General features: G+C 70.3%; 17 protein-coding genes and 1 pseudogene. 14 read left to right on the forward strand and 4 right to left on the reverse strand.

The features are described from left to right. Window positions 1-13: 13 nt before the first annotated feature. Entirely contained in the window at window positions 14-2,419 is a 2,406-nt protein-coding gene (locus G4D87_RS00190) for an endonuclease MutS2 (RefSeq protein WP_163777089.1), read from the reverse strand. Window positions 2,420-2,494: 75 nt separating this feature from the next. Here G4D87_RS00190 and G4D87_RS00195 point away from each other — a divergent pair, with 75 nt between their 5' ends. The 5 genes from G4D87_RS00195 to nadD all read left to right on the forward strand — a co-directional run bounded on the left by G4D87_RS00195 (window position 2,495) and on the right by nadD (window position 7,077). After that, window positions 2,495-3,223, forward strand: a complete 729-nt coding sequence (locus G4D87_RS00195) for a tetratricopeptide repeat protein (RefSeq protein ID WP_163777054.1) — start codon at window positions 2,495-2,497, stop codon at window positions 3,221-3,223. 68 nt (window positions 3,224-3,291) lie between these two features. Beyond that, window positions 3,292-4,608 carry an adenylate/guanylate cyclase domain-containing protein gene (locus G4D87_RS00200; protein ID WP_163777056.1) on the forward strand — a complete coding sequence of 439 codons (1,317 nt, stop codon included), beginning with the start codon at window positions 3,292-3,294 and terminating at the stop codon, window positions 4,606-4,608. Beyond that, on the forward strand, window positions 4,608-5,828 hold the full coding sequence (locus tag G4D87_RS00205; RefSeq protein ID WP_163777058.1) for an exo-beta-N-acetylmuramidase NamZ family protein: 1,221 nt from the start codon (window positions 4,608-4,610) through the stop codon (window positions 5,826-5,828). Before G4D87_RS00200 ends, G4D87_RS00205 begins: the two co-directional genes overlap by 1 nt. 3 nt (window positions 5,829-5,831) lie before the next feature. Further along, window positions 5,832-6,503: a hypothetical protein gene (locus G4D87_RS00210; RefSeq protein ID WP_163777060.1), complete on the forward strand. Its 672-nt coding sequence runs from the start codon at window positions 5,832-5,834 to the stop codon at window positions 6,501-6,503. 1 nt (window position 6,504) lies between these two features. Then, the gene (gene nadD / locus G4D87_RS00215) at window positions 6,505-7,077 is read left to right on the forward strand and encodes a nicotinate (nicotinamide) nucleotide adenylyltransferase (RefSeq protein WP_163777062.1); all 573 of its coding nucleotides are present in this window, start codon (window positions 6,505-6,507) and stop codon (window positions 7,075-7,077) included. Between the two features lie 12 nt (window positions 7,078-7,089). On the opposite strand, the gene G4D87_RS00220 is transcribed toward nadD, so the two are convergent. Beyond that, window positions 7,090-10,128 carry a hypothetical protein gene (locus G4D87_RS00220; protein ID WP_371928465.1) on the reverse strand — a complete coding sequence of 1,013 codons (3,039 nt, stop codon included), beginning with the start codon at window positions 10,126-10,128 and terminating at the stop codon, window positions 7,090-7,092. 98 nt (window positions 10,129-10,226) lie between these two features. On the opposite strand from G4D87_RS00220, the gene G4D87_RS00225 reads away from it, so the two are divergent. Then, entirely contained in the window at window positions 10,227-11,552 is a 1,326-nt protein-coding gene (locus G4D87_RS00225) for a hypothetical protein (RefSeq protein WP_163777065.1), read from the forward strand. On the opposite strand, the gene G4D87_RS00230 is transcribed toward G4D87_RS00225, so the two are convergent. Beyond that, the gene (locus tag G4D87_RS00230; RefSeq protein WP_338044868.1) at window positions 11,536-12,405 is read right to left on the reverse strand and encodes a Rossmann-like and DUF2520 domain-containing protein; all 870 of its coding nucleotides are present in this window, start codon (window positions 12,403-12,405) and stop codon (window positions 11,536-11,538) included. The two genes, G4D87_RS00225 and G4D87_RS00230, sit on opposite strands and share 17 nt — an antisense overlap. Continuing rightward, window positions 12,402-14,924, reverse strand: coding sequence for an AAA family ATPase (locus G4D87_RS00235; protein ID WP_163777069.1), 2,523 nt, complete (start codon window positions 14,922-14,924; stop codon window positions 12,402-12,404). Before G4D87_RS00235 ends, G4D87_RS00230 begins: the two co-directional genes overlap by 4 nt. Window positions 14,925-15,144: 220 nt before the next feature. On the opposite strand from G4D87_RS00235, the gene G4D87_RS00240 reads away from it, so the two are divergent. The 8 genes and pseudogenes from G4D87_RS00240 to G4D87_RS00275 form a co-directional block, all read left to right on the forward strand. After that, the gene (locus G4D87_RS00240) at window positions 15,145-15,849 is read left to right on the forward strand and encodes a YIP1 family protein (protein WP_205507348.1); all 705 of its coding nucleotides are present in this window, start codon (window positions 15,145-15,147) and stop codon (window positions 15,847-15,849) included. Next, window positions 15,846-17,192 carry a TolC family protein gene (locus G4D87_RS00245; protein ID WP_163777073.1) on the forward strand — a complete coding sequence of 449 codons (1,347 nt, stop codon included), beginning with the start codon at window positions 15,846-15,848 and terminating at the stop codon, window positions 17,190-17,192. Before G4D87_RS00240 ends, G4D87_RS00245 begins: the two co-directional genes overlap by 4 nt. Continuing rightward, on the forward strand, window positions 17,189-18,448 hold the full coding sequence (locus tag G4D87_RS00250; RefSeq protein ID WP_163777075.1) for an efflux RND transporter periplasmic adaptor subunit: 1,260 nt from the start codon (window positions 17,189-17,191) through the stop codon (window positions 18,446-18,448). The genes G4D87_RS00245 and G4D87_RS00250 overlap by 4 nt, the downstream gene beginning before the upstream one ends. Continuing rightward, window positions 18,445-19,197 (forward strand): ABC transporter ATP-binding protein, encoded by a 753-nt coding sequence (locus G4D87_RS00255; protein WP_163777077.1) that lies wholly within the window; start codon window positions 18,445-18,447, stop codon window positions 19,195-19,197. The genes G4D87_RS00250 and G4D87_RS00255 overlap by 4 nt, the downstream gene beginning before the upstream one ends. Next, window positions 19,194-20,432, forward strand: a complete 1,239-nt coding sequence (locus G4D87_RS00260) for an ABC transporter permease (RefSeq protein ID WP_163777079.1) — start codon at window positions 19,194-19,196, stop codon at window positions 20,430-20,432. The genes G4D87_RS00255 and G4D87_RS00260 overlap by 4 nt, the downstream gene beginning before the upstream one ends. Window positions 20,433-20,436: 4 nt before the next feature. Beyond that, on the forward strand, window positions 20,437-21,669 hold the full coding sequence (locus tag G4D87_RS00265) for an ABC transporter permease (RefSeq protein ID WP_163777080.1): 1,233 nt from the start codon (window positions 20,437-20,439) through the stop codon (window positions 21,667-21,669). Between the two features lie 50 nt (window positions 21,670-21,719). After that, a complete protein-coding gene (locus G4D87_RS00270; RefSeq protein ID WP_163777082.1) occupies window positions 21,720-22,712 on the forward strand; it encodes a cysteine synthase A in 993 nt (330 codons plus the stop codon). A 222-nt stretch (window positions 22,713-22,934) separates the two neighbouring features. Continuing rightward, window positions 22,935-23,466, forward strand: a pseudogene (locus G4D87_RS00275) (hypothetical protein); the annotation flags it as partial.

Genomic DNA, 23,466 nt, shown 5'->3' on the forward strand with positions numbered 1-23,466 from the left:
ATCGCGGGTGCGCTCAGGCGCGAAGGGCTATCACGGTCACCCCGTCGCCGCCTTCGTGGCCCTCGCCCGGCCGGTACATGCGGATGTACGGCGACGCGGACAGGTAGTCACGGATGGCCTGCTTGAGCGCCCCCGTGCCATGGCCGTGGATGACGAGCGCGGCTTCTTCGCCGCTGCGCATGCCCCGGTCCAGGAAGGACTCCAGCTCCGCCAGCGCGTCGTCCGCGCGCATGCCCCGTACGTCGCAGCGGAAGTTCGTGGCTTCCACCTCGGCGGGTGCCGCGGTGGCCGCGCGCTTGAGCGCCGCGTCCTGCTTCTGACGCTCCGGGAACTTCGCCTGCTGCGGCTTGCGCGTGCGCGCGCCTGACAGCTCCGTGGTGGGCACGCGCATCTTCAGCGCGCCACCCGCGGACACCACCGCGTGGCTGTCCGCCAGCTCCAGGATTTCCACATCGCGGCTCAGCCCCGAGTGGTGCACCCAGGCGCCCACCTTCAGGTTGGCCGGGCCAGGGGCCTCCACCTGGAACAGCTCCGCCTTGGCGGCCAGGGCGCGCTTCTGCGCTTCGTCCGCGCGCTGCTGGAGCTGCTGCCGGGCCTCGGCGAGGGCCTTCTCGCTCTGCTCGGAGCGCAGCTTCGTCAGCAGCTTCTGCACCTCCGCCGCCGCGTGCTCACTGGCCGCGTGCACGTCGTCGTTGAACTGCATCATCCGGGCGCGGCGCTCGCGCTCGAAGGTCTGCTTCTGCTTCTCCAGGTCGGCCCGGAGCGCCTCGGCCTCCTGGGCCGCCACGCGGGCGCGCTCCAGCTCCTCGTGGAGCTTGCGCCGCTCCTCCTCGGCCGCCGCCAGCGCCTTGGTGAGCGGACCGCCCGCGTTGACGGACAGCTCCTGGGCGCGCTCGCACACGCTCTGGGGCAGGCCCACGCGCGCCGCCATCTCGATGGCCGACGACTGGCCCGCGGCGCCCATCTGGAGCCGGTAGGTGGGGGCCATGCGCTTCGAGTCGAAGCCCACGCGCGCGTTGAGGAAGCGCGGGTCCATGTGCGCCAGCGCCTTGAGCTCCTCCAGGTGCGTGGTGACGAGCACCACCACGCCCTTGGACATCAGCTCCTCCAGCACGGCGATGGCGATGGCCGCGCCCTCGCGGGGGTCGGTGTCCGCGGCGATTTCGTCGATGAGGACCAGCGAGCCCTCACCCACGGCGCCGATGATGTCGCGCAGCATCACCACGTGCGCGCTGAACGTGGACAGACCCTGCTCCAGGTTCTGCGCGTCACCCACGGTGGAGTGGACGGAGCGGTACAGCGGCATCCGGGAGCCTTCGGCCACCGGAATCGGCAGGCCGGCGCGGAGCATCAGCGCGCAGAGGCCCACGCCCGTCAGCGTCACCGTCTTGCCGCCCGCGTTGGGGCCGGAGACGACCAGGGCCTTCGCGTCGCCCGTGAGCGTCACGTCGTTGGCCACCACCTCGGCGCCCTTGAGCACCAGGCGCGGGTGGCGCAGCTGCCGCAGCTGCATGTCGGTGACGTTTTCGAAGGTCGGCGTGCTGGCAGCCAGGTCCGCGGCGAGGAGGGCCACGGCTTCGGCCTCGTCCAGCTCCGCCACGGCGTCCAGGCCCTCCAGGATGCGCTCCGACTCCCGGCCGAGCTGGTCGCTCAGGGACTGGAGCACCTTGCGCTCCTCCTCGGTCACCTCCGACTGGGCGATGGCGAGGTCGTTGCCCAGGCCCACCATGGCCTGGGGCTCCATGAAGAGCGTCTGGCCCGTCTGGCTGGCGTTGTGGACGATGCCGTCCACCTCCGAGCGGTAGTTGGCCACCACTGGCACCACGTACCGCCCGTTGCGGAGCGTGTAGTAGTTCTCGCGCAGCTTGGGGAGGAAGGCCTCGTCGTGGAGCAGCTCGTCGAGCCGCGACTTGATGCGGCGGTGGAGCCCGCGCGCCCTGTCCCGGGCCTCGCGCAGCTCCGGGCTGGCGCGGTCGGAGATCTCACCGTCCGGTTCGAAACACTGGTCGATGCGGCGGGCCAGCGGCTCCAGCGAGGGCATCCGGCGGGCAATCTCCACCAGCCGGGGGACGCGGGCTCTGCGTTCGTCCAGCGCCTCGCGGGTGCGGACGAAGGCGAACAGGAGCTGCGCCGAGTCGATGAGCTGGCGGGGCTCCAGCATGCCACCCTTGGCCGCATGGCCAATGGGCGTGCGCAGGTCCGTCACGCCGCCCAGGGGGAGGGAGAACTGCTCCTGGGACAACGCGCGCGTCTCCGTGACGAGCGCGAGGGCCTCCGCCACGGCCTCGGGGGTGTCCAGGAAGGGCCGGGCGAGCACCCGCTCCCTGCCAGGCTCCGTCCTGCAGCGGTGCGCCAACGCGCGGAGCACATCCGCGAAGCCCAGGTCTTCCAGCGTTCTTTGCGATATCTGCACGGTCATGGGTTTCATGCGCGGCCGTTTGGCCGTCAAGAGGATCTATTGAGGCGCCCGGGTCGGCTCTGCTATCAGCCGCACATGAGGTGGGTCATTCTGATGGCTTTGCTGGCGGGCGCGACCGACGCAGCGGAGCCTTCCGCCCTGACACCGGCCTCGTCACGGACGGTGGTTTCGCTCCCGGAGGCCCTGGCCCTGGAAGCGGATGGGAATGACGCGGGCGCCCTGGCCGCGTTGGAGGCCCTGGTCCGGGCCCAACCCGCGTGGGAGCTGCCCCGGTTGGAGCTGGCCCGGCTCCTGTTGAAGACGGGAGGCGCGCTGGAGCAGGCGGAGTCCCACTTGAACGCCGCGCTCCAGCAGGCTCCCCATAATCCCCGCGGCTGGTACCTGCGGGGATTGTTGTGGGAGGAGCGGGATGACCGCCGGCAGGCCGTCCAGGCGTACGAGCGGGCCGTCCAACTGCGCGCGTCCTATGAGGAAGCCCGCTTCCGGCTCGGGACGCTCTGGCGGGACCTGGGAGACTTGCTCAAGTCGGAGCTGCACCTGCGCTACCTGTCACGGCTGAAGCCGGAGTGGGTGCAGGTGCGCCTCCAACTGGCGGAGGTGCTGGAGAAGCAGGAGCGCTTGCTGGACGCGGAGAAGGAGCTGCTGGCGGCGCGAGCCTTCCAGCCGGCCAGTCCGCTGGTCCTCCGGCGGCTCGCCGACTTCTACATGCGCACGGGGCGACCCCAGCTCGCGGAGCGGGTCCGCGCGTCGCTGGGAGCCCCTCCGAAGCGGCGAATGCGCGACCTCAAACCATCTCGTCGCTGACAGCGAGCAGTCATGCGGTACGCGGTTGCGATTGCACCCTCGACGGTGGCGCATAGACTGCGCGGGCTTTGAAGACCGCCAACCTCGCCATCGTCTTCACCGACATCAAGGGCTTCACCGAGCGGACCAGCCGACAGACGCTGGAGGAGAACCAGCGCCTGCTCCAGGTCCACGAGGCCCTGCTGGCGCCGCTGTTCAAGGCGTTTGGCGGGCGCATCGTGAAGTCCATCGGTGACGCGTACCTCGTCACGTTCGAATCGCCCACCCAGGCGGTGCTCAGCGGCATCGCCATCCAGGATCGGCTGTGGCACCACAACCGGACGGTGGAGGTTCCCGAGCAGCTTCACGTCCGCGTGGCCATCAACGTGGGCGAGGTGCGGCTGGACGGGAACGACATCTTCGGCGAGCCCGTCAACATCGCCGCCCGGGTGGAGGGCATCGCCGAGGCGGGCGAGGTGTACTTCACCGAGGCCGTCTACCTGTCGATGAACAAGGCGGAGGTGCCTTCGAAGGAAGTGGGCGCCTTCGAGCTGAAGGGCATCCCGGGGAAGATTCGCGTCTTCCACGTGCCCCGGGCGCCGTACCGCGTGGAGGCCCCCTCCGCCAGCGCCATCGCCGAGGAGCCAGGCGCCGAATCAGCGCCGCCCTTCGGGAACCTGGCCCTGTCCCGCGTGGCGGAGGCTTCGTCACCGGGGGCGCAGGTGGATTTGTCCGTGCTGGGCCAGCGGGCCGCGGCGGGCGCCGCGGTCATCAGCCAGCGCGCGGCCGCGGGTGCCACGGTGCTGGGGCATCAGGCCGCGGAGCTGGGACGGCAGGCGCGCACGGTGAGCGGTTCGCTCGTCTCGCGCGGCATGGCGGCGCTTCCGCCGCGGGTCCTGAAGCACCGCGCGCTGGTGGGCGTGGGCGCGGCCGTCGTGCTCGCGGGCGTGGCGATGCTGGCGTTCAGCGGCGACGAGACGGTGCGCGCCATCAAGGCGGTGGAGCGGGCGCCGGAGGAGGAGCGGGCCGCGCTGGCCAAGGACGTCCGGACCCTCATCATGAAGGAGGAGGACTCCGGGCGGCGCAACTTCCTGCTGGGCCGCCTGACGGAAGCGACGGGCAAGCCCGATGACGCGCTGAAGGTCTACTCCACGGCCGTGAAGGCCGGAAGCCGCGCCGCGGAGGACCGCCTCATCGAGATGCTGTCGCATGCGCGGTGCGACGTGCGCTCGGATGCCGCGTCCACGGTGGGCCGGCTCCAGTTGGAGCGGGCGGTGAGCGCGCTGGAGGACCTGCAGTCCGACGGTGGGCCCGATGACGGGTCGCGGACGGGCCTGTTCGGCTTGTCCAAGTGCGACTCGAAGCAGGCCGCGGAGAGCGCCCTCAAGGGCTTCAAGGGGCGTTGATGCGCCGGCCCTCGGGGCTGGCTGAGGAAGGGACGGCCGTGACGAAGGTGAAGACGGGACTGGACGTGTGGGTGGAGCAGGGCTTCTCCGCGTTGAAGGGCAAGCGCGTGGGCGCCATCGTGAATCCCACCAGCGTGGATGCTCGCTTCCGCCACCTGGCGGACCTGCTGTCGGGCGCGGACGGCGTCACGCTGGCGGCGCTCTTCGGTCCGGAGCACGGCATCCGCGGTGAGGCGCAGTACATGGTCGCCGTGGACGAGGCGAAGGACCGCCGCACCGGCGTTCCGGTGTACAGCCTCTACGGCTCCACCTTCGAGTCGCTGTCGCCCCGGCAGGAGTCGCTCCAGGGGCTGGACGCGCTCGTCTTCGACATCCAGGACGTGGGCAGCCGCTACTACACCTACGTCTACACCATGGCACTGGCCATGAAGGCCGCGGCGAAGGCCCGCGTGCCCTTCTACGTGCTGGACCGGCCGAACCCGCTCAACGGCGTGGCGATGGAAGGCAACCTGGTGGGGGAGGCTTTCCGCTCCTTCGTGGGCCTGTACGCGCTGCCCAACCGCCACGGCATGACGGCGGGGGAGCTGGCCCGCCTCTTCAACGCCCAGGAGGGCTTCGGCTGCGACCTCACGGTGGTGCCGTGCGAGGGCTGGCGTCGCGGCCAGTTCTGGTCGGAGACGGGGCTGCCCTTCCTCTCGCCGTCGCCGAACATGCCCACCGCCGACACCGCGCTGGTGTACCCGGGCATGTGCCTGGGCGAGGGCACCAACGTCTCGGAGGGGCGTGGCACCTGCCGTCCCTTCGAGCAGTTCGGCGCGCCGTGGGTGGACACGGACCAGCTGCTGGCGCGGCTGGCGAAGGAGGACCTGCCCGGGGTCGCCTTCCGCGCCGTGGGCTTCACGCCGACGTTCGACAAGTACACGGGCCAGTCCTGCAACGGCGCCTTCATCCACGTGACGGACCGGCAGGCCTTCCAGCCCCTGCGCACCGGCGTCGCCATCTTCCAGGCGCTGCATGACATTGGCCCGGGCTCGTTCGGCTGGCGCGCGGATGCCTACGAGTTCGTCGAGGACGTGCCCGCCTTCGACCTGCTCTGCGGGACGGACCAGGTGCGCCGAGGCATCGAGGCGGGGTGGCCGCTGGAGCGGTTGCTGGAGGGGTTCTCCGCCCAGACGGAAACGTTCGCACGTCACAGGACGTCCTACCTGCTATACGCTTGAGGCGTGATCGGCGTCTTCTCTGACAGCCATGGGGACCTCGAAGCCTTCGACGCGGCCTACGAGCTGCTGCGCTCCAAGGGGGCGCGGCGTTTTCTCTTCGCGGGCGCGCGCTACACGGACCTGGATGAGTGGGTGCTGTGGCGGCGGCAGAAGAGCCGGGGCGGGCGTGAGTACTCGGACGCGGACTTCCTGGCGGACGTGACGAACTGGCTGGGCAGCCAGGACGCACTGCCTCGGACGCCGTCGCGCGCGGAGGCTCCGGCGGACGTGGCCTCGGAGGACGACCGCCGGCTCGTCATGGAGCGCTTCATCCGCGTGCCCGAGCGCGAGTCGCTCCAGTACAGAGACCCCTCCATCAACAACAAGGTCATGGACCTGATGGGGGACACGCTGTGCTGCGTGGTGCACGACAAGAACGACCTGACGCGGGATGACCTGCTCAACGCGCTGCTCTTCGTCCACGGCAAGGAGCCGGACCCCAAGGTGGTGCAGATTGGCCCGCGCTACTTCCTGACGCCGGGGCGGCTGGTGGGCGCCGCCGAGCAGACCTGCGCGCTGCTGGAGAAGGTGGACCGGAACCTGCGCTTCTCCGCGTTCCGCCTGGACGGGCACTCGATAATGGAGCCCCAGGTCATCGTTCTGGAGAAGAAGTCTCCGAAGCTGTCCCTCAAGTGACGTGAGGCCCGCCGTGCAGGTCGCGCTCCTCGGAGGCTCGTTCAATCCGCCCCATGTGGGGCACCTCATGGCCGCCACCTACGTCCATGCCACCCAGGACGTGGACGAGGTGTGGCTGATGCCGTCCTGGCAGCACCCGTTCGGCAAGCAGATGGAGCCCTTCGAGCATCGCGTCGCCATGTGCGAGGCGCTGTGCGCGGAGACGTCCGGCTGGCTGAAGACGAGCCAGATTGAGCAGGAGCCGGGCCTCTCCGGCCGCACCGTGGACACGCTGACCCTGCTGGTGGCGCGGCACCCGGACATCCGCTGGTCCATCATCATCGGCAGCGACATCCTGCGCGACCTTCCGCATTGGAAGGACTTCCACCGCATCGAGGAGCTGTCGCGGGTGATGGTGCTCAACCGCGCGGGCTACCCGGCGCCGAACACGCTGGGGCCGCCGCTGGCGGAGGTGTCGTCGTCGCTGATTCGCGACCTGCTCGCGCGCGGCGAGGCCCCGTCGGACCTGGTGCCCGCGCGCGCCATTGCCTATGCGCGCGCGCACGGCCTCTATGGCCTGACGCGGACGCCGTAGCGCCGCCATCCGTCACAGGCCGAAGCCGATGAGGTGCAGGTGGTCCAGGCCCTGCTCGAACCGGTAGGCGTACTGGTAGAAGAGGGACACCGGCACGGCCTGGCCGAAGGTGAGGTTCAGGTGCGTCGAGGCCCCCACGGCCGCGTGGTTGGCGCGGTTGTCGGTGCGGGCCAGCGAGCCGAAGGCCTCGAAGCCGACGTCGCGCACGAAGAGGGACGGGAAGAGCCACAGCGTGGACGCCCAGCCGTAGTCGATGGGGACCCGGTACTGGTACGTCGCGGCGCCGATGAGCGCGTTGCGGGCGCGAATCTCCAGGTCCTCGTAGCCGCGGAGGTACTCGCTGAAGGCGATGCCCGGCTGCAGTTGCAAGGGCAGGGACGCGGTCTGCTGGCTGTCGCGGTTGGTGTACCAGATTTGTCCTGCCCTCAATCCGCCGACCTGGAGGAGTCCGGACGGCGCTCCAGGGAGGAACCGGGCCACCGCGGTGAGCCGGAGGTTGTCGCGCCCCGTGAAGGGCAGGCCGCCCGTGAAGCCGTCGACGCCCAGCCGGACGTCACCCATCGTGGACTCCCGGAGGAAGGCACCGGGATACACACCCGCGGCCAGCGTCATGCCCAGGCCTCGCTGCGTGCTGCCGTAGGACGTGGAGTCGCCCGCGAAGTACGACATGGAGACCTCCGGGCCGATGATGCGCGTCAGGAGCCCGGGGAAGCGGTCCGTGGCGTCGTACTCGCGGCGCAGCGCCAGCACGCCGAACGTCACCGGCGTGGTCCAGAACGAGCGCGACGCGAAGGCCGTGGCCTGGAGGTCCGTGCGTTGATTCTGGCGGATGTACGCGCCCGACACCTGGACGTACCAGGGCGCGAGCTGCGCGTTGCCGTAGGCCAGCGAGAGGCTGGGGGCGTCTTCTCGCGAGTCGAACGAGAGCAGCAGCGAGTACGCGTGGAAGCCGAGCCGGTCCTGCCCCGCGAGGGCCAGCCCGCCTGTCGCGTACGTGTCGTCCGTGTTGTCGGGGTCGGTCCCCGCGAGCAGGTAGGGCACGCGGAGCTCGGGGAGGAAGAAGCGCTCCAGCGGCGAGTAGGGCTCGTCCGAGAGGATTTGAAGCTCCGTGCCCGGGTCCGGCGGGGCCTCGACAGGGCTGTCGAGGCCCGTGAGCGCGGAGAGGGCGTCTGCGACCGCGAGGGCGGGGGAGGGCAGCGTGGGAAACGCTGCGAAATCGGACTCAGCAGGCGCGGCCGTGGCCGCCTGACCCGACTCCAATGCCGGAGTCTCGGTGCGCTCCACCGGAGCAATCGGCGCCAGCGGGGCACGGTCGATGGTGAAGTTCAGCCCATCCCGGTTGAGGAACACCACTTCCCCGGTCCCCACGGGGTGGACGTCCATCACCAGGTGCGGCGCGTCCGTGATGCGCACCACCTCTCGCGTCGCCACCGTGAGGACGTGGGCCTGCAGCCGTCCCTCGTGCTCCCGGAGGAACACGAGGCGTTCATCGTCCAGCCACCTGGGCGAGTAGTTGAAGCGCCCATCGCGCGTCAGCCACCGGAGGCGCCCGTCCGCTTCCCGCAGCACCAGGTCCCAACCCGAGTCCCCGGAGAGGGGGAAGACGACCCGCTCACCATCCGGAGCGACCGCGGGCGGCCCCACGGAGGTGCTGGCGCTGAAGTCGGTGAGGGCCGTCCGGGTGCCCGTCTCCAAATCCAGCCGCGCGACGTTGGCCGAATCCCCATCGACGCGGACGTAGACGTAGGCCGTCTCATCCGGGGTGATGCCGCCGCCCATCCCCCTCACGTCGTCCCAGAGCCGAACGACGTCACCGGTGCGCGCATCCACCTTCCACAGCTTCGCCGTGTAGCCCCCTTCCGTGTTCAGGTCGGCCATCACCAGGTACAGCCACGCGCCATCGCGGCTGAACGACATGCCGCTGACCAGCGTCGGGGAGCCCAGCACCCAGCGGCGCCCGGGCAGCAGCTCCACCAACGGCCGCTCGAAGCGCACGCGGCCGTCCGGCTCCAGCACCGTCAACCGCGTGTAGCGCTCCCGGCCCACGCCCACCGTCGCGGTGACGCCGCTGGCCGCGTGCGAGGCCAGCCGGGAGAAATAGCCCGCGTCGGACACCCACGTCCGCTGCGTCGAGGGCCGCTCGCGCACCCGCAGGTTCTCCCGCAGCGACTGCGTGTACTCCGCGAACAGCGAGCCGATGTCCCGCCCGTACACCCGCTTGAAGCGCAGCGTCACCGCCAGCGGAGGCACCAGGGAACCGCCCTGTTCATCCACCAGCTTCCACAGCTTCGCCTCCCCGTAGCGCGCCGCGAGGTACTCCACGAAGTGCATGCCGGTGATGTAGTTGCCGCCGAACGGGTCCAGCGCGCGCTGCTCGGGGGACAGGTAGCCGGGGTTCAGCCGTCCCCCGGTGGCCTGCACCACGGAGTCGTACCAGCCGCGCCAGATGGGGCTGTGCGGCCGCCCCGCGTCCTTGTCGAACTGGCCTTCGTAGTAGGTGGCCAGCCCTTCCAGGAACCACGACTCCGTATAGGAGTTGGGTTGGAACAGGCCGCCAGTGACGAGGTTGAGGAAGCCCCACACGCCGTCCGTCTGCTGGAGCTGCACGTAGTGGACGGCCTCGTGGCAGGCCACGTCGCCGACGTCCACCTCGCCCAGGTTGAACAGGTGGAACAGCTCCAGCGTCAGGTGGGACGGCATCACCATCTGCTGGGGCGTGCTGGCGTAGTCTGGGACGACGTAGGCGTTGTTGAAGTTAGAGCTCGTCAGGTAGACGAGCACCCGGTCCCGCTTCGTCTTCCGCCACGTCTGCTCGTGGAGGCGGGCCACGCAGCCCTCCAGCCGTGACGCCATGCGCAGGGCCGCGCCCCGGAGCTGGGCGGGGTAGTAGAGCTCCAGGGACTCCGTCGTGAGCTTGCGCATCTCGTCCCGAGCGAACGAGGCCTGGATGTTCTGGGGGAAACGGGGTGTGACGAAGGCACACCCGCCGTTTGTCAGCAGGAGACAGGTGGCGAGGACAGCCCAGCGAAGCCACCAGCGGGAAGCGGGCATGCGGGCCATCCTACAGGCCACAAATCATAGCCACGACCGCGATTTTCACGGTAAGGGATGGCCCCGTCGCCTCCCTATTTCCGAGTCTGGATTCCGCCATGTCCGAGCCCGCCACCCAGGCGCATCCCGTTCCGCAGCACGTTCACAATGCCCAGATGCAGGTCGCCGCTGCCCTGGAGCAGGCCACCGGCAAGCCGGTTGACCTGCTCAAGGCGCCCTGGGCGGAGATTGAACCCGCCATCGCGCAGCTGACGGGCGGCCAGTTCGAGGTGAACAAGCCGGAGCATCAGACGCTCGCGCTGGGCCTGGCGGGGGCGTTCGCCCTGCGGCTCATCCAGGAGCACCAGGCCTTCTGGTTCCCCAACCGGGACTCGCCGGAGGGCGCCACGCTGGGCTTCCCGGATGCCATCATCATGCTGTCGCCGTTCGGCGCGGTGATGGACTCGCTGGGGCAGGGCAAGCTGGCCCGCTTGGAGGACCTGGCCGCGGACATCCGCCGCTCGCTGGGGCAGGCCCGATTGGGCGGCAACCCGGCGCAGGCCCTGGGGGGCCAGGCGCCCAAGCTGACGCCGGTGGACTACCAGCGCCTGTTCGACCCCGGGTTCCTCCAGTTCGTCGTCCTGGACCCGAAGAAGGCCGCCACGGCCCTGGAGACGAAGCCGGACGGGCTCGCGCGGGACGTGCGCAACGCGCTGGGCCGCACCCAGCCGCCGCTGCCGCCCGAGGCGCGCCAGCAGTTCGAGGGGCAGATTGTCCAGTCCCTGCAGCGCCTGGACACCACCAAGTCGCTCATCGACCAGGCCGAGCGCGCGCCGCGTCTGGCGGAGCTGATGGCGCACCTGTTCGGCACCGTCGGCGGGACGGGCTCGGCGCCCGAGGACTTCTGGCACGACCTGGTGCTGCCGCTGCTGTTCATCGGCAACCCGGCCAGCTTCCCGCCGCTGGACGAGGAGGAACTGGAGATGTTCCGCCAGGGCGCGGACCCGCTGCCGCTCTTCGTGGACCTGGTGCCGCACGCGCACAAGGCTCCCGATGAGGGCCTGCTGGGCGCGTTCGAGATGAGTGACATCGGCCTGGTGCACCCGGGCTTCGGCCGCGTGGGCGCGCTGCGCCTCATCCGCATCAACGCCTCGCGCATCCAGCCGCTGCTGGAGCAGTTCGACCCCGCGAAGACGGCGGAGACGCTCCAGCGCTTCACCGAGTACGTGGCGAAGGCGGCCGGCAAGCCCGCCACCGAGTCGCCGCAGGGCAAGGAGATGCTGCAGGCCGCGCTGACGCTGCTCGCCGACCTGAAGCGCTCCGTGACGCAGGTTCAGGGCGGCGAGCTGTCCCTGCGCCGGCTCACCGAGGCGGAGGCCGCGTCCGAGCAGGCCCTGGCCGTGGTGCGCAAGGCCCTGCAGGGCTCCATCATCCTGACGGCTTGAGCAGCCGCTCCAGCGCGGCGCGCGACGTGGGCTGCAGCCGGTCTCCGGCCAGCCCCAGCGCGCGCCGCGACAGCAGCCGGTAGAGGGGGGCGACGTCCGGAGGGAGCGCCTCCAGGTGCGCCGCCACCACGCCGGCGTCTCCGCGGACGATAGGGCCGGTGAGGCCCCCCGCGAGGCCCCGGGTCTCCAGTCCCTTCAGCGCCGAGTGCATCAGCGGCAGCAGCGCCGCCAGTGCGTCCGCGGGAGGGATTCCCGCGGCACCCAGCGCCGCCACCGCCGCATCCGCCAGCGACACCAGGCCCCCGGCGCTCAGCACCGCGCCCGCGTGGTAGGCCGCGCGGTGGGCTTCTGGCACCTCGATGACGCGGAGCCCCGCGTCCACCGCCATGCGGCGCAGCACGTCCCGCAGCGCGCGTGACGGGGTGCTCACCGCCACGGTGCTGCCCGCCAGCGCGTCACGCGGCGAGGACACGGCGCAGAGCGGATGGAACGAGCCGCGGCTCCGCCCCTTGGCCGTGCCCAGCGCAGCGAGCGAGAGCGCGCCCGCCGTGTGCACCAGCGCGGCCGTGCGGGGAAGGGTGGCGGACAGCGTCTGGGCGACGGAGGGGACCGCCGCGTCCGGAACACACAGGAGGATGACGCGGGCCCGCTTCAAGTCCGCGGGAGCGGCCGTCTTCAAGCCGAGCGCTTCCGCGCGCTGACGGCCTTCCTCCGTGCGGGAGTGGATGCGCACGGGCCAGCGCTTCGCCTGGAGCGCGAGCCCGAGCGCGCCACCCAGGCGGCCCATCCCGACAATCACGACGGGTGGGCGCCGCTTCGAAGGCCCTGCGCGGCGGCGGGGCCCGGGGCTCATCGCTCGCGCTGGAAGTGGAGCTGTCCGGAGTTCACCGCGATGCGCACGCGGTCGCCGGTGCCGAACTCACCCGACAGGATGCGCTCCGCCAGGGGGCCCTCCACCAGCCGCTGCACCATCTGCCGCATGGGGCGCGCGCCCAGCTGAGGGTCGAAGCCGCCGGACCTCAGCAGGTGGCCCACCACGTCGTCGCCCGCCACGTATTCGATGCCGCGCTCGGTGGCCAGGCGCTTGCTGCTCTCCTCCAGCAGCAGCGTGGCGATGCGCGCCACCTCCACCTCCGCCAGGGGACGGAAGGGGAGGCGTTCATCAATGCGGTTCCACAGCTCCGGCGGCAGCGCCTTGCGCGCCACCGAGGACGCCGTGTCCATGGCGTCCCCGGGGCCCGCGGCGTCCGCGCCGAAGCCCACCGGGCGGCCCGTGCGGGAGAAGGCCTCCGCGCCCAGGTTCGTCGTCATGACGATGACGGTGTTGGAGAAGTCGATGTGGCGCCCCTTGCCATCCGTCAGGCGGCCCTCCTCCAGGACCTGGAGGAGGAGCATCTGCACCTCGCGGTGCGCCTTCTCGATTTCGTCCAGCACCACCACCGACGAGGGCCGGCGGCGCACGGGCTCCGTGAGCTGTCCGCCCTCACCGAAGCCCACGTAGCCGGCGGGCGAGCCGATGAGGCGCGAGACGCCGTGCTGCTCGGACATCTCGCTCATGTCCAGGCGCACCAGCGCGTCCCGGTTGCCGAACAGCACGTCCGCCAGCGCGCGGGCCATCTCCGTCTTGCCCACGCCCGTGGGGCCCAGGAAGAGGAAGCTGCCCATGGGGCGGCGCGACGCGAAGCCCGCGTAGTTGCGGCGGATGACCCGGGCGATGCGCGTGACCGCCTCCGAGTGCCCGATGACACGCTCCGCCAGGTCCTGCTCCAGCCGGAGCAGCCGTGACGAGTCGTTCATCAACAGGCGCTCCTCGGGGACGCCCGCGAGCTTGGCCACCACCCGCGCCACGTCGCAGGGCTCCACCACGTCGCGGCCCTCGCGGTGGCAGCGGCTGCCCGCCAGGTCCACCACGGAGATGGCCTTGTCCGGCATGAAGCGGTCCGTCACGTAGCGGCTGGCCAGGGACGCCGCGGCCTCCAGCGCCTCGGGCGTGTAGCGCAGCCCGTGGTGCTCCTCGTAGCGGCCAATGATGCCGCGGAGGATCTCCACCGTCTCCGGCACGGAGGGCTCGTTGACCACCACGGCGGTGAAGCGGCGCTCCAGGGCCGGGTCGGTGCTGATGAACTTGCGGTACTCGTCGTGCGTGGTGGCGCCGATGCAGGGGAACTCGCCGCGCGCCATGGCCGTCTTCAGCTCGTTGGCCGCGTCCTGCGGACCGTCACCCGTGGAGCCCGCGCCCACCAGCGTGTGGATTTCGTCGATGAAGACCACCACGCGGCCCTCGGCGCGGCGGACCTCTTCCTTCAGCGCGTTGAGCTTCTCGGAGAACGAGCCGCGCAGCTGCGTGCCGGCCACCAGCGTGGCCATGTCCAGCTCCACCAGCACCTTCTCCGACAGCGACCCACGCAGCTCGAGCAGCCGCTGCGCCACGCCTTCCACCACCGCCGTCTTGCCCACGCCGGGCTCGCCCAGCAGGCACGGGTTGTTGGTGCGCCGCTTGCCCAGGATGTCGATGACCTCCTCGACCTCGCGCGCGCGGCCCACCACCGGGTCCAGGCGGCCCTCGTGGGCGGCCTGGCTCAGGTTGCGGCCCAGCGAGGTGAGCAGCGGGTAGGCCTTGGCGTCCAGCACGGGCGACGCGGAGGCGGGCTGCGCCGACCGGGCCGCGGGCGCCGCCGTGGGCGTCGGGGCAGGGGACGGCGCGGCGCGTGCCACGGGCGCGGGCGGCGGCGCGGGCGCTTCCGGCTCCTCGTCCACGTCGATGAGGTCGCGCGGCGACAGCGCGGGCGTGCTGTAGCGCGGCGGCGGTGGCGGCGGCGCGGTGAAGGACGGGGGCGACGGCGGCGCGCCGGGCCGGGAGCGCGGCAGGCTCAGCGTGACGGCGGAGGCCGGAAGGGGAGAGGGCGGCGCGCCCAGGGGACGGCTCGCGGGCCGGGGGCCCACGCTCTGTGAGCGGCCCAGTTGGAGGCGGCGCGGCATGTGGCCGCTGGTGAAGTAGGACATCGCCATGCGCATGAGACCGCCCAGGTCCAGCCCGGCCTGCTGCAGCAGCTCCTGGGCCGCGCAGCGCACCCGGGCCACGGCGATGAGCAGGTGGAGGCAGTCCGCCTCCAGGGAGCCCACGTTGGTGGCGATCTCCCGGGTCTTCTCGCGCAGCTCGCGCAGCAGGCCGTCCGGCTCCGCGGGAGCGGCCGTCAGCAACTGGAGGATGGCGTCCTCGTCCACGCCTCGCTCCTTGAGCAGCAGCTGCGCACGGTTCTCCACCGTGAAGAGCGCCAGGAGCACGTGGGCGGAGGTGACCCGCTGCACCACGCTCTGTGCGATGTCATTCGCTTCGTGGAGGACCTGCGCGAGGTCCGTGCTATCGACCATTCGAACTCCGGCAAGCGGCCAGACGAGCGGAATACACCCTCTTGGGGTGTCCGGCAAAATTTCCGCTACAGGCCGCTACATGTGCCTTAAAGCACTGGAGTAGAAAGCGTCCGCCAGCGGAATTTGGCTGGCTGCCTGCCTGTTCGGCGCCTTTCTTCGGCTGGCCAGGCAATTGCCTGAGGACGAGCGACGTACCTCGCTCCGAGACCTCCACCACCCTATGACTTCTCTTTCTCAACCGGCCCGCGTCTTCGTCGATCCCCTCGATGGGACCCGTGCCGCCGTCGAGGCGCGCCGCTGGGTGTGGCCTCTCCTCATCCTGGCCCTGTGCGTGTCCGCTTCCGGGACGCTCTTTTCCCTCCGTTGGGACGCCTCGCCTGACGTCATCCGCCAGCTCCAGGGTTCGGGGGAGCTGATGGGGCTGTCCGAGGCGGACCTCACGGACAAGATCCAAACGGAGTCGCGCAAGGCGCTGGTGGGCGGCATCGCCAAGGGCGTCATCCTGATGCCGTTGATGGCGCTGCTCCTGGCCTGCATCCTGTGGGTGGCCAGCTGGCTCTTCGACCGGCCCGCGCCCTTCGAACAGTTGCTGTCCGCGGCCGTGCTGGCGCTGCTGCCCATCGCGCTCTACCACCTCATCCTGACCCTCTGTGTCGCGGCGCAGCACTCCATTACCGTGGCGCGCGTGATGAACCTCGTACCGTCGAACCTGGGAGCCGTGTTGCAAGGCCTGAGTCCGAAGATGCAGCGCGTGGCGTCCACCGTGGACTTCTTCAACTTCTGGAGCACGGGCCTGCTGGGGCTGGGCTTCTCCGCCGCCACGGGGATGAGCCGTGGGCGCGCTTTGCTGCTGGCGGTGGCGCTGTATGCCATGTACGCGGGCATCTTCCTCATCGGCCTTCCCGCCCAGGCAGGTGCGCAATGAACGCCTTCGTGCTCGCGGTCGCCCTGGCCGCCGCTCCCTCGGACTCCGGTACCCCCATCACCCTGGACCAGGCCCGCGCGGAGGGACGGCAGAACGTCGCCGCCATCCAGGCCCTGCTGGACGTGGCCATCGCGGACGAGGATGTGAACCTGTCGCGCTCGGTGCTGCTGCCGCAGCTCTCGCTCGATGCGTCGGCGGGGAAGATCTGGTTCGGCCGCCGGCAGGAGTTCATCACGGTTCCGGACCCGGCCAACCCGGGAGGCTTCATCCGCAACGCGGTGGAGACGCCCACCACCAGCACGCAGAACTACGACCTGGGCATGTCGCTCACGCAGGTCATCTACGACCGCGCCCGCTGGAAGCAGCTGGAGCAGAGCGGCGTGGTGCGTGACGCGCAGAAGGGGCAGGCGCGGGAAGAGGCGGACACCTCCGAGCTGGAGGCCATCCGCCGCTTCTTCACCCTCTACCGCACCCAGGCCACGCTCCAGGTGCTGAAGGCCACGGTCGAGCGCAGCGAGCAGCAGGTGGAGCAGGCGCGGGCCCTCTTCCTGGCGGGCCGCACGGGCAAGAACGAGGAGATCACCGCCACGGTGAATCTGGGGACCGACCGCATCAACTACACCGCGCTGCTCGGGCAGCTGGTCAACGACCAGTCCCAGCTCGCCGTGTGGCTGGCCCGGCCTGGCACCGAGGCGCTGACGGCCTCCGACCCGGGCGTGCTCACGACCGAGCCGCCGCCCGCGCCGTCCGTCAACGAAGCGCTTTCGACGGCGCGCGCGTACCGGCCGCTGCTCAAGACGCTGGAGCTGCGCATCCGCGCCGCGGAGCTGCAGCAGTCCATTGCCCGCTCGGAGTACCTGCCCCGCCTGGTGGCCCAGGGCCTCTACAACCGCGGAGGGCCGGATGCCTCGCTGGTCTTCACCGAGCCGCGCCTGCAGAACCGGTTCACGGCCGCCGTCGGGTTGAGCTGGGACTTGTTCACCGGCCTGTCCACGGGGGCGCGCTCCCGTCGCGCCGAGGCGGACATCCGCAAGGCGCAGCTGACGCTGGAGCAGACGGCGCGGGAAATCGAAGGGGAGGTGCGCGCCGCGCACCGCACGCTGGAGGCCCAGCTGGAGGCCGCTCGCCTGGCCGCGCAGAACGTCGAAGCGGCTGCCCTGGGCCTCAAGATGCAGGAGGAGCGCTTCACCGCTGGCGCGGGCTCCACCCTGGAGGTCCGCGACGCGCAGCTGAGCCTGACGCGCGCTGAACTCGCCTTGTTGGAAAACAGGATCGATGTCGAAATCGCCCGCTATTCGTTGCTGCGGGCCATGGGCGCCCTGAGCCCGGGAGAGTCGAAATGAAGTGGTGGAAGGGTGCCATTGCTGGCGCGTTGTTCCTGGGGGCCGCGGCCATCACGGCGGGCGGGTTGAAGGACCGTCCTCCGCCGTCGCTCGAAGTCCAACTGTCGAAGGCCCGCAAGGGCACCATCACCCGCACCATCACCGGCGCGGGCAAGGTGCAGGCTGCCACGACGGTGAAGATTTCGTCCAGCCTCTCCGGTGACCTGGTGGAGCTTGCGGTGAAGGACGGCGAGCCGGTGACGAAGGGCCAGGTGCTGGGCCGCATCGATCCGCGCCTCTATCAGGCCGCGCACAAGCAGGCCCTGGCGTCGCTGAACGCGTCGCGCGCCGACGTGCAGGTGGCGGAGGTGGAGGTGGGCCGGGCGCAGCAGGAGCTCGCGCGCGTGGAGGAGCTGGCGAAGAAGGGCCTGACGTCCACCGCCGAGGTGGACACGGCGCGGGCCACGAAGAACACGGCCGATGCGCGGCTCATGTCCGCCAAGCAGATGCAGGCGCGCAACATGGCCATCGTGGACCAGGCGCAGACGGACCTCACGCGCACGACGCTGGTGTCGCCCATTGACGGCAACGTCATTGAGCTGTCGCGCGAGGTGGGTGAGCGCGTGCGTGGCTCCGACCTGTCCGAGGACGTGGTGATGACCATCGCCGCGCTCAGCGCCATGGAGGTGAAGTTCGAGGTGGGCGAGCACGAGGTGGTGCACCTCAAGCCGGGCCAGCTCGCGGAGATTACCTTGGACGCGCTGGAGGGCCAGACGTACTCGGGCGCCGTGGTGGAGATTGCCCAGAAGGCGCTCATCAAGAACGAGGGCACCGAGGCCGAGGTCACGAGCTTCCCCATCACCGTCGCGCTGGACACCCGTCCGCCCAACGTGCTGCCCGGCATGAGCTCCGAGGTGCGCATCTCCGCGGAGACGCACAATGACGTGGTGCTGGTGCCCATCCAGGCGGTGACGGTGCGCTCGGAGCGCTCGCTGCCGGACTACAAGGCGCCCATTGAAGGGGGCGGGCTGACGGCGAAGCGGACGGAGTCCCTGGCCAAGGTCGTGTTCGTGGTGGACAGCGGCAACAAGGCGCAGGTGCGCCGCGTGCAGACGGGCATCGCCTCCGACACGGAGCTGGAGATCGTCACCGGGCTCAATGAGGGCGACCGGGTGATTGAAGGTCCGTACCGGACGCTGTCGAAGGAGCTGAACGACGGTGACATCGTGCGCGAGCCCGAGCCGGGCGCGGGAATGAAGGGCGGTCGGAAGTCGTGAGTGAGGCCAGCGGCGCGGGACCGCTCATCCAGGTGGAGAACATCACCCGCGTCTTCCACGTGGGCGGGGAAGAGGTGCGCGCGCTGCGCGGCGTCTCCTTCGGTATCAACCGGGGAGAGTGGGTGGCCATCATTGGCCAGTCCGGTTCTGGCAAGAGCACGATGATGAACGTGCTCGGCTGCCTGGATACGCCCAGCAGCGGCCGGTACATGCTGAACGGCAAGGACGTGTCGCGCATGAGCGACGACGAGCTCGCCGTCATCCGCAACGTGGAGATTGGCTTCATCTTCCAGACCTTCCAGCTGCTGCCCAGGGAGACGGCCCTGGCCAACGTGGAGCTGCCGCTGGTGTACCGGGGCCTGGGCACGCGGGAGCGGCGCGAGCGGGCCAAGGCGGCGCTGGACAAGGTGCAGCTCACCCACCGTATGCACCACCGGCCCAACGAGCTGTCCGGTGGTCAGCGCCAGCGCGTGGCCATTGCCCGCGCGCTGGTGTCCGAGCCCTCCATGCTGCTGGCGGACGAGCCCACGGGCAACCTGGACTCGGCCACGGGTGAGGAGATCGTCCGGCTGTTCGAGCAGCTCCACCAGGCGGGCCACACGCTGGTGCTCGTCACGCACGAGCCCAAGCTGGCGGCGCGCTGCCCCCGGGCCATCCGCCTGAGCGACGGAGAGATTGTCGCCGACGGAGACGGCCGCACGGTGGCCATGGGGACGGCGACGGACGTGCTGAACGCGGGGGGCGCATGAGCCAGGTGTCCGCCTTCCGGGTGGATGTGCTGGAAGGCGCACGCATCGCGGTCTTCTCCCTCAAGGCCAACCGCCTGCGCACGGTGCTGACCACCCTGGGCATTGGCATCGGCGTGGCCACGCTGCTGGCCATCGTCGGCATCATCCAGGGGCTCAACACGTCGTTCCACAACCAGTTGGCCACCTTCGGGGCGAACACGATGTACGTGTCCAAGTTCCCCTGGATGATCAAGGGCGACTGGTGGAAGTACCGCAACCGGAAGAACTTCACCCTGGACCAGTTGCACCGGCTGCGCACGCTGGCGCCTTTCGTGACCGCCATGTCCCCGGCGGTGTCGCGCATTTCGGACGTGGCGCACGGCGGCGAGCAGCTCTCCACCGTGCGCGTCCAGGGCGTGACGCACGAGTACCTCAACATCTCCGGCTACGAGCTCACCGGCGGGCGCTTCCTCACCGAGGCGGACGACGCGACGACGCGGCCGGTGGCGGTGGTGGGCGCGGACGTGGTGGACGGGCTCTTCCCGGGCGTCAGTCCGGTGGGGCAGTCGATTCGCATCGACAACCGCAGCTTCCAGGTGGTGGGCACGCTCAGCCGCAAGGGGAAGATGGTGGGCCAGAGCATGGACCTGCTCGTCTTCATCCCCTTCAAGACGTTCTATTCGAGCTTCGGCAAGGGCCGCGGCTTCGAGATCGCCATGGCGGTGGAGGATGCCTCGCGGATGCGGTCGGCGGAGGACCAGCTCACCGGCATCCTCCGGCGCGTGCGCTCCACGCCGCCGGGCGCGGAGGACGACTTCTCCATCAACCGGCCGGAGGCCATGGCGCAGACGTACGAGCAGCTCACGGGCGCGCTCTATGGCGTCGCCGTGGGCGTGGGCCTCATCACGCTGCTGGTGGGCGGCATTGGCATCATGAACATCATGCTGGTGTCCGTGCGCGAGCGGACGCGGGAGATTGGCGTGCGACGCGCGCTGGGCGCCCGGAAGCGGACCATCGTCTTCCAGTTCCTGATGGAAGCGTCGAGCGTGTCCGCGGTGGGAGGCCTGCTGGGCACGACGGTGGGGTTGGGCACGGCCAAGGTGGTGTCGCTCATCACGCCGCTGGCGGCGGACGTGCAGCCGATGACCGTGGTGGCGGGGGTGGGCTTCGCCGCGCTGGTGGGCCTGCTGTTCGGCATCTGGCCGGCGGCGCGCGCGGCGAACCTGGACCCCGTGGAAGCCCTTCGTTACGAGTAGCGCGATGCGAGCCTTCCTGGACAATCTGCGGCTGGCGTTGAGCACCTTCCTGGGCAACCCGCTGCGCTCGCTGCTGACGCTGCTGGGCATCGTCATCGGTGTGGCGACGGTCATCACCATGATGGGGCTCATCGAGGGCCTGCGCATCAAGGTGAACAACGACCTGGGACGGATGGGGGCCCACACCTTCCAGGTGACGAAGTGGCCCGCGGGCGGCTTCGGGCGCGTCAACTGGGCCAAGTACTCCAAGCGCAAGGACTTCGAGATGCTCGACGCGCGGGCCATCGAGGAGTCCTGCCCGTCGGTGGGGACGGTGGTGCCCACCGACGACGACGGGGGCCAGAAGCTGGTCACGGCGAGCTCGGAGACGCGGCCTTCGGTCCGCGTGTTCGGCACGCCCGCCAACTACCCGCTGGTGAGCGGCGTGTCGGTGCAGGCCGGGCGCTACTTCAACGAAGTGGAGGCGCTGGACGGCCGCCACGTGGTGCTGCTGGGGACGGACGTGTCGGACGCGCTGTTCCCCGGCATGAACCCGGTGGGCCACGAGGTGCGCATCAAGGGCCGGCCCTTCCGCGTCATTGGCCTGCTGCAGAAGCGCGGCAGCATCCTGGGCATGTTCAGCCTGGACAACCAGGTGATGATTCCGCTGAGCGTCTTCCACCAGCTCTACGGGAAGAAGCGGTCGGTGGACATCAGCGTGCAAGCGAAGTCCCCGGAGCTGTTCGCCAAGGCGCAGGATGAGGTGGCCTCGCTGATGCGCCGGCGCCGCGACGTGCCGGCGACCCTGCCCAACGACTTCGAGCTGCACACGAACGAGTCGGTGACGGCGTCGTTCAACCAGCTCTCCGGCGTCATCACCATCGCGGGCGTGGGCGTGTGCCTGCTGTCCCTGGTGGTGGGCGGCATTGGCATCCTCAACATCATGCTGGTGTCGGTGATGGAGCGGACGCGGGAGATTGGCGTGCGCAAGGCGCTGGGCGCGCGCAAGCGCCGCATCCTGGGGCAGTTCGCCACGGAGGCGGTGCTGCTGTCGCTGATGGGCGGCGCCATGGGCCTGGGCCTGGGCTTCGGGCTGGTGTTCCTGGGGAAATGGATGATGGGCTTCCCCATGCAGGTGCCCCCGTGGGCGGTGGGCCTGGCCCTGTTCATGAGCTGCGGCGTGGGGCTCCTGTTCGGCATCTACCCGGCGGCGCGCGCGGCGAAGTTGGACCCCGTGGAGGCCATGCGGGCGGATTGAGGGCGGTGGTTCCCGGTGACGGGCGCCACCCTTCGCGTTAAGCACGGCCCATGGCGCCTCGCATTGGAACGCTCTGGGACTCCGTCGGAAACACCCCGCTGCTGCGCATCGGCTCGCTGAGCCGGCGGACGGGGTGTGAAATCCTCGCGAAGGCCGAGTTCATGAACCCCGGCGGCAGCATCAAGGACCGCGCCGCGAAGGGGATGATTCAGCGCGCGGAGTCGCAGGGCCTGCTGAAGCCGGGCGGCGCCATCTTCGAGGGCACCGCGGGCAACACCGGCATCGGCCTGGGGCTGCTCGGCCGCGAGCGCGGCTACCGCGTGGTCGTCACCATGCCGGACAACCAGGCCCGCGAGAAGTACGAGCTGCTGGAGGCCATGGGCGTGGAGGTCCACAAGGTCCCCGCCGTGCCCTTCGCCAATCCCAACCACTTCTTCCACCAGGCCCGCGTGCTGGCGGAGGCGCAGGGCGGCTTCTGGGCGAACCAGTTCGAGAACCCGGCCAACGGCGACTTCCACTACGAGACGACGGGCCCCGAAATCTGGGAGCAGTGCGAGGGCCGCGTGGACGTGCTGGTGGCGTCCGTGGGCAGCGGGGGAACCCTGGGCGGCGTCAGCCGTTACCTGAAGGAGAAGAACCCCTCCGTGCGCGTGGTGCTGGTGGATCCGCCGGGCTCGGGCCTCTTCACCTTCGTGCGCGAAGGGCGCATGGAGGGGCCCGGCTCCTCCATCACCGAGGGCATTGGCATCATGCGCCTCACGGAGAACTTCCGCCGGGCCCGCGTGGACGAGGCCATGCGCCTGGGCGACCAGGAGATGGTGGAGATGCTCTACCACCTGGCCCGCGAGGACGCGCTGGTGGTGGGCACGTCGGCGGCCCTCAACGTGCGCGCCGCGTGGGAGCTGGCGCGCCGTCACCGGGGGGAGGGGCTGCGCATTGTCACCTTCCTGTGCGACCACGGCAGCCGCTATGCGTCAAAGGTGTTCAACCCGGCGTTCCTCGCGTCCAGGCAGCTGGAGGTGAGGCCGCTTCCGGTGGATTGAAAGCGCGGCGTTTCGGGTGGCCGTGCTGCAATTCAACACCCTGGGACTGCAATGACACCCTGGGCTCTGTGACGTCTGGTGTTACAGGGCGAGTCACGCTGTGGCGTGATTTGTCATTGGCACCAGCGGCGGCGCGCGTGCTGCCCATGAAGGCGTTGAAAGGGGACTCTGGCCTGCGGGGTGCACAGGGCTGCGTTGCAGTGTACCCGCGAGGAGTCCCCCATGAAGCAGTCATCCAAGAAGTTTCCAGGCGTGTTGCGCGCCTGGTCTGGCGTCGTCGCCGCATCCCTGCTCGCAGGGTGTGGTGGCCCGGAGTCCCTCCCTTCGGAGGAGCCGGCCGCCGCGGCGCAGGAGCAGGCGCAGACGGGCGCCGCGCCCATCATCGAGTCGATGGACGCCATCGCGCTCGACGGCGCGCTGACGGCGAGGACGCGCAGCCTCATCCGCGCGAAGCTCGCGCAGGGCCAGGAGCATCAGCAGGTCCCCGTGGTGTCGGACTCGGGCCAGGCGCTCGTGCTGAACGACCAGGGCCTCAACGGTGACGAGCAGGCCGGTGACGGCCTGTTCTCCGCCATTGGCGACGTGGACTTCGTCACGCACCGGGCCACGCAGGACCGCATTCGCGACTTCCAGGCCCGCAATCCCCAGACGCCGCTGACGTTCGCGACCTTCGACAACCGCGTCCGCGTCTCCGAGCGCCCCCTCACGGCGCTGTCGCCCGACGTCTTCCGGCCGGGGGTCCCCATCCCCATCC

This window comes from Myxococcus vastator (assembly GCF_010894475.1).
Classification (GTDB): domain Bacteria; phylum Myxococcota; class Myxococcia; order Myxococcales; family Myxococcaceae; genus Myxococcus; species Myxococcus vastator.

Bases quoted from the DNA above. Each gene is read 5' to 3' on its own strand.
- G4D87_RS00205 (WP_163777058.1), top strand. From the start codon at position 4,608: ATGCGCCGGCCCTCGGGGCTGGCTGAGGAAGGGACGGCCGTGACGAAG.
- G4D87_RS00270 (WP_163777082.1), top strand. From the start codon at position 21,720: ATGGCGCCTCGCATTGGAACGCTCTGGGACTCCGTCGGAAACACCCCG.
- G4D87_RS00240 (WP_205507348.1), top strand. From the start codon at position 15,145: ATGACTTCTCTTTCTCAACCGGCCCGCGTCTTCGTCGATCCCCTCGAT.
- G4D87_RS00220 (WP_371928465.1), bottom strand. From the start codon at position 10,128: ATGCCCGCTTCCCGCTGGTGGCTTCGCTGGGCTGTCCTCGCCACCTGT.
- G4D87_RS00225 (WP_163777065.1), top strand. From the start codon at position 10,227: ATGTCCGAGCCCGCCACCCAGGCGCATCCCGTTCCGCAGCACGTTCAC.
- G4D87_RS00245 (WP_163777073.1), top strand. From the start codon at position 15,846: ATGAACGCCTTCGTGCTCGCGGTCGCCCTGGCCGCCGCTCCCTCGGAC.
- G4D87_RS00265 (WP_163777080.1), top strand. From the start codon at position 20,437: ATGCGAGCCTTCCTGGACAATCTGCGGCTGGCGTTGAGCACCTTCCTG.
- G4D87_RS00250 (WP_163777075.1), top strand. From the start codon at position 17,189: ATGAAGTGGTGGAAGGGTGCCATTGCTGGCGCGTTGTTCCTGGGGGCC.
- G4D87_RS00235 (WP_163777069.1), bottom strand. From the start codon at position 14,924: ATGGTCGATAGCACGGACCTCGCGCAGGTCCTCCACGAAGCGAATGAC.
- G4D87_RS00190 (WP_163777089.1), bottom strand. From the start codon at position 2,419: ATGACCGTGCAGATATCGCAAAGAACGCTGGAAGACCTGGGCTTCGCG.
- G4D87_RS00230 (WP_338044868.1), bottom strand. From the start codon at position 12,405: ATGAGCCCCGGGCCCCGCCGCCGCGCAGGGCCTTCGAAGCGGCGCCCA.
- G4D87_RS00195 (WP_163777054.1), top strand. From the start codon at position 2,495: ATGAGGTGGGTCATTCTGATGGCTTTGCTGGCGGGCGCGACCGACGCA.
- G4D87_RS00260 (WP_163777079.1), top strand. From the start codon at position 19,194: ATGAGCCAGGTGTCCGCCTTCCGGGTGGATGTGCTGGAAGGCGCACGC.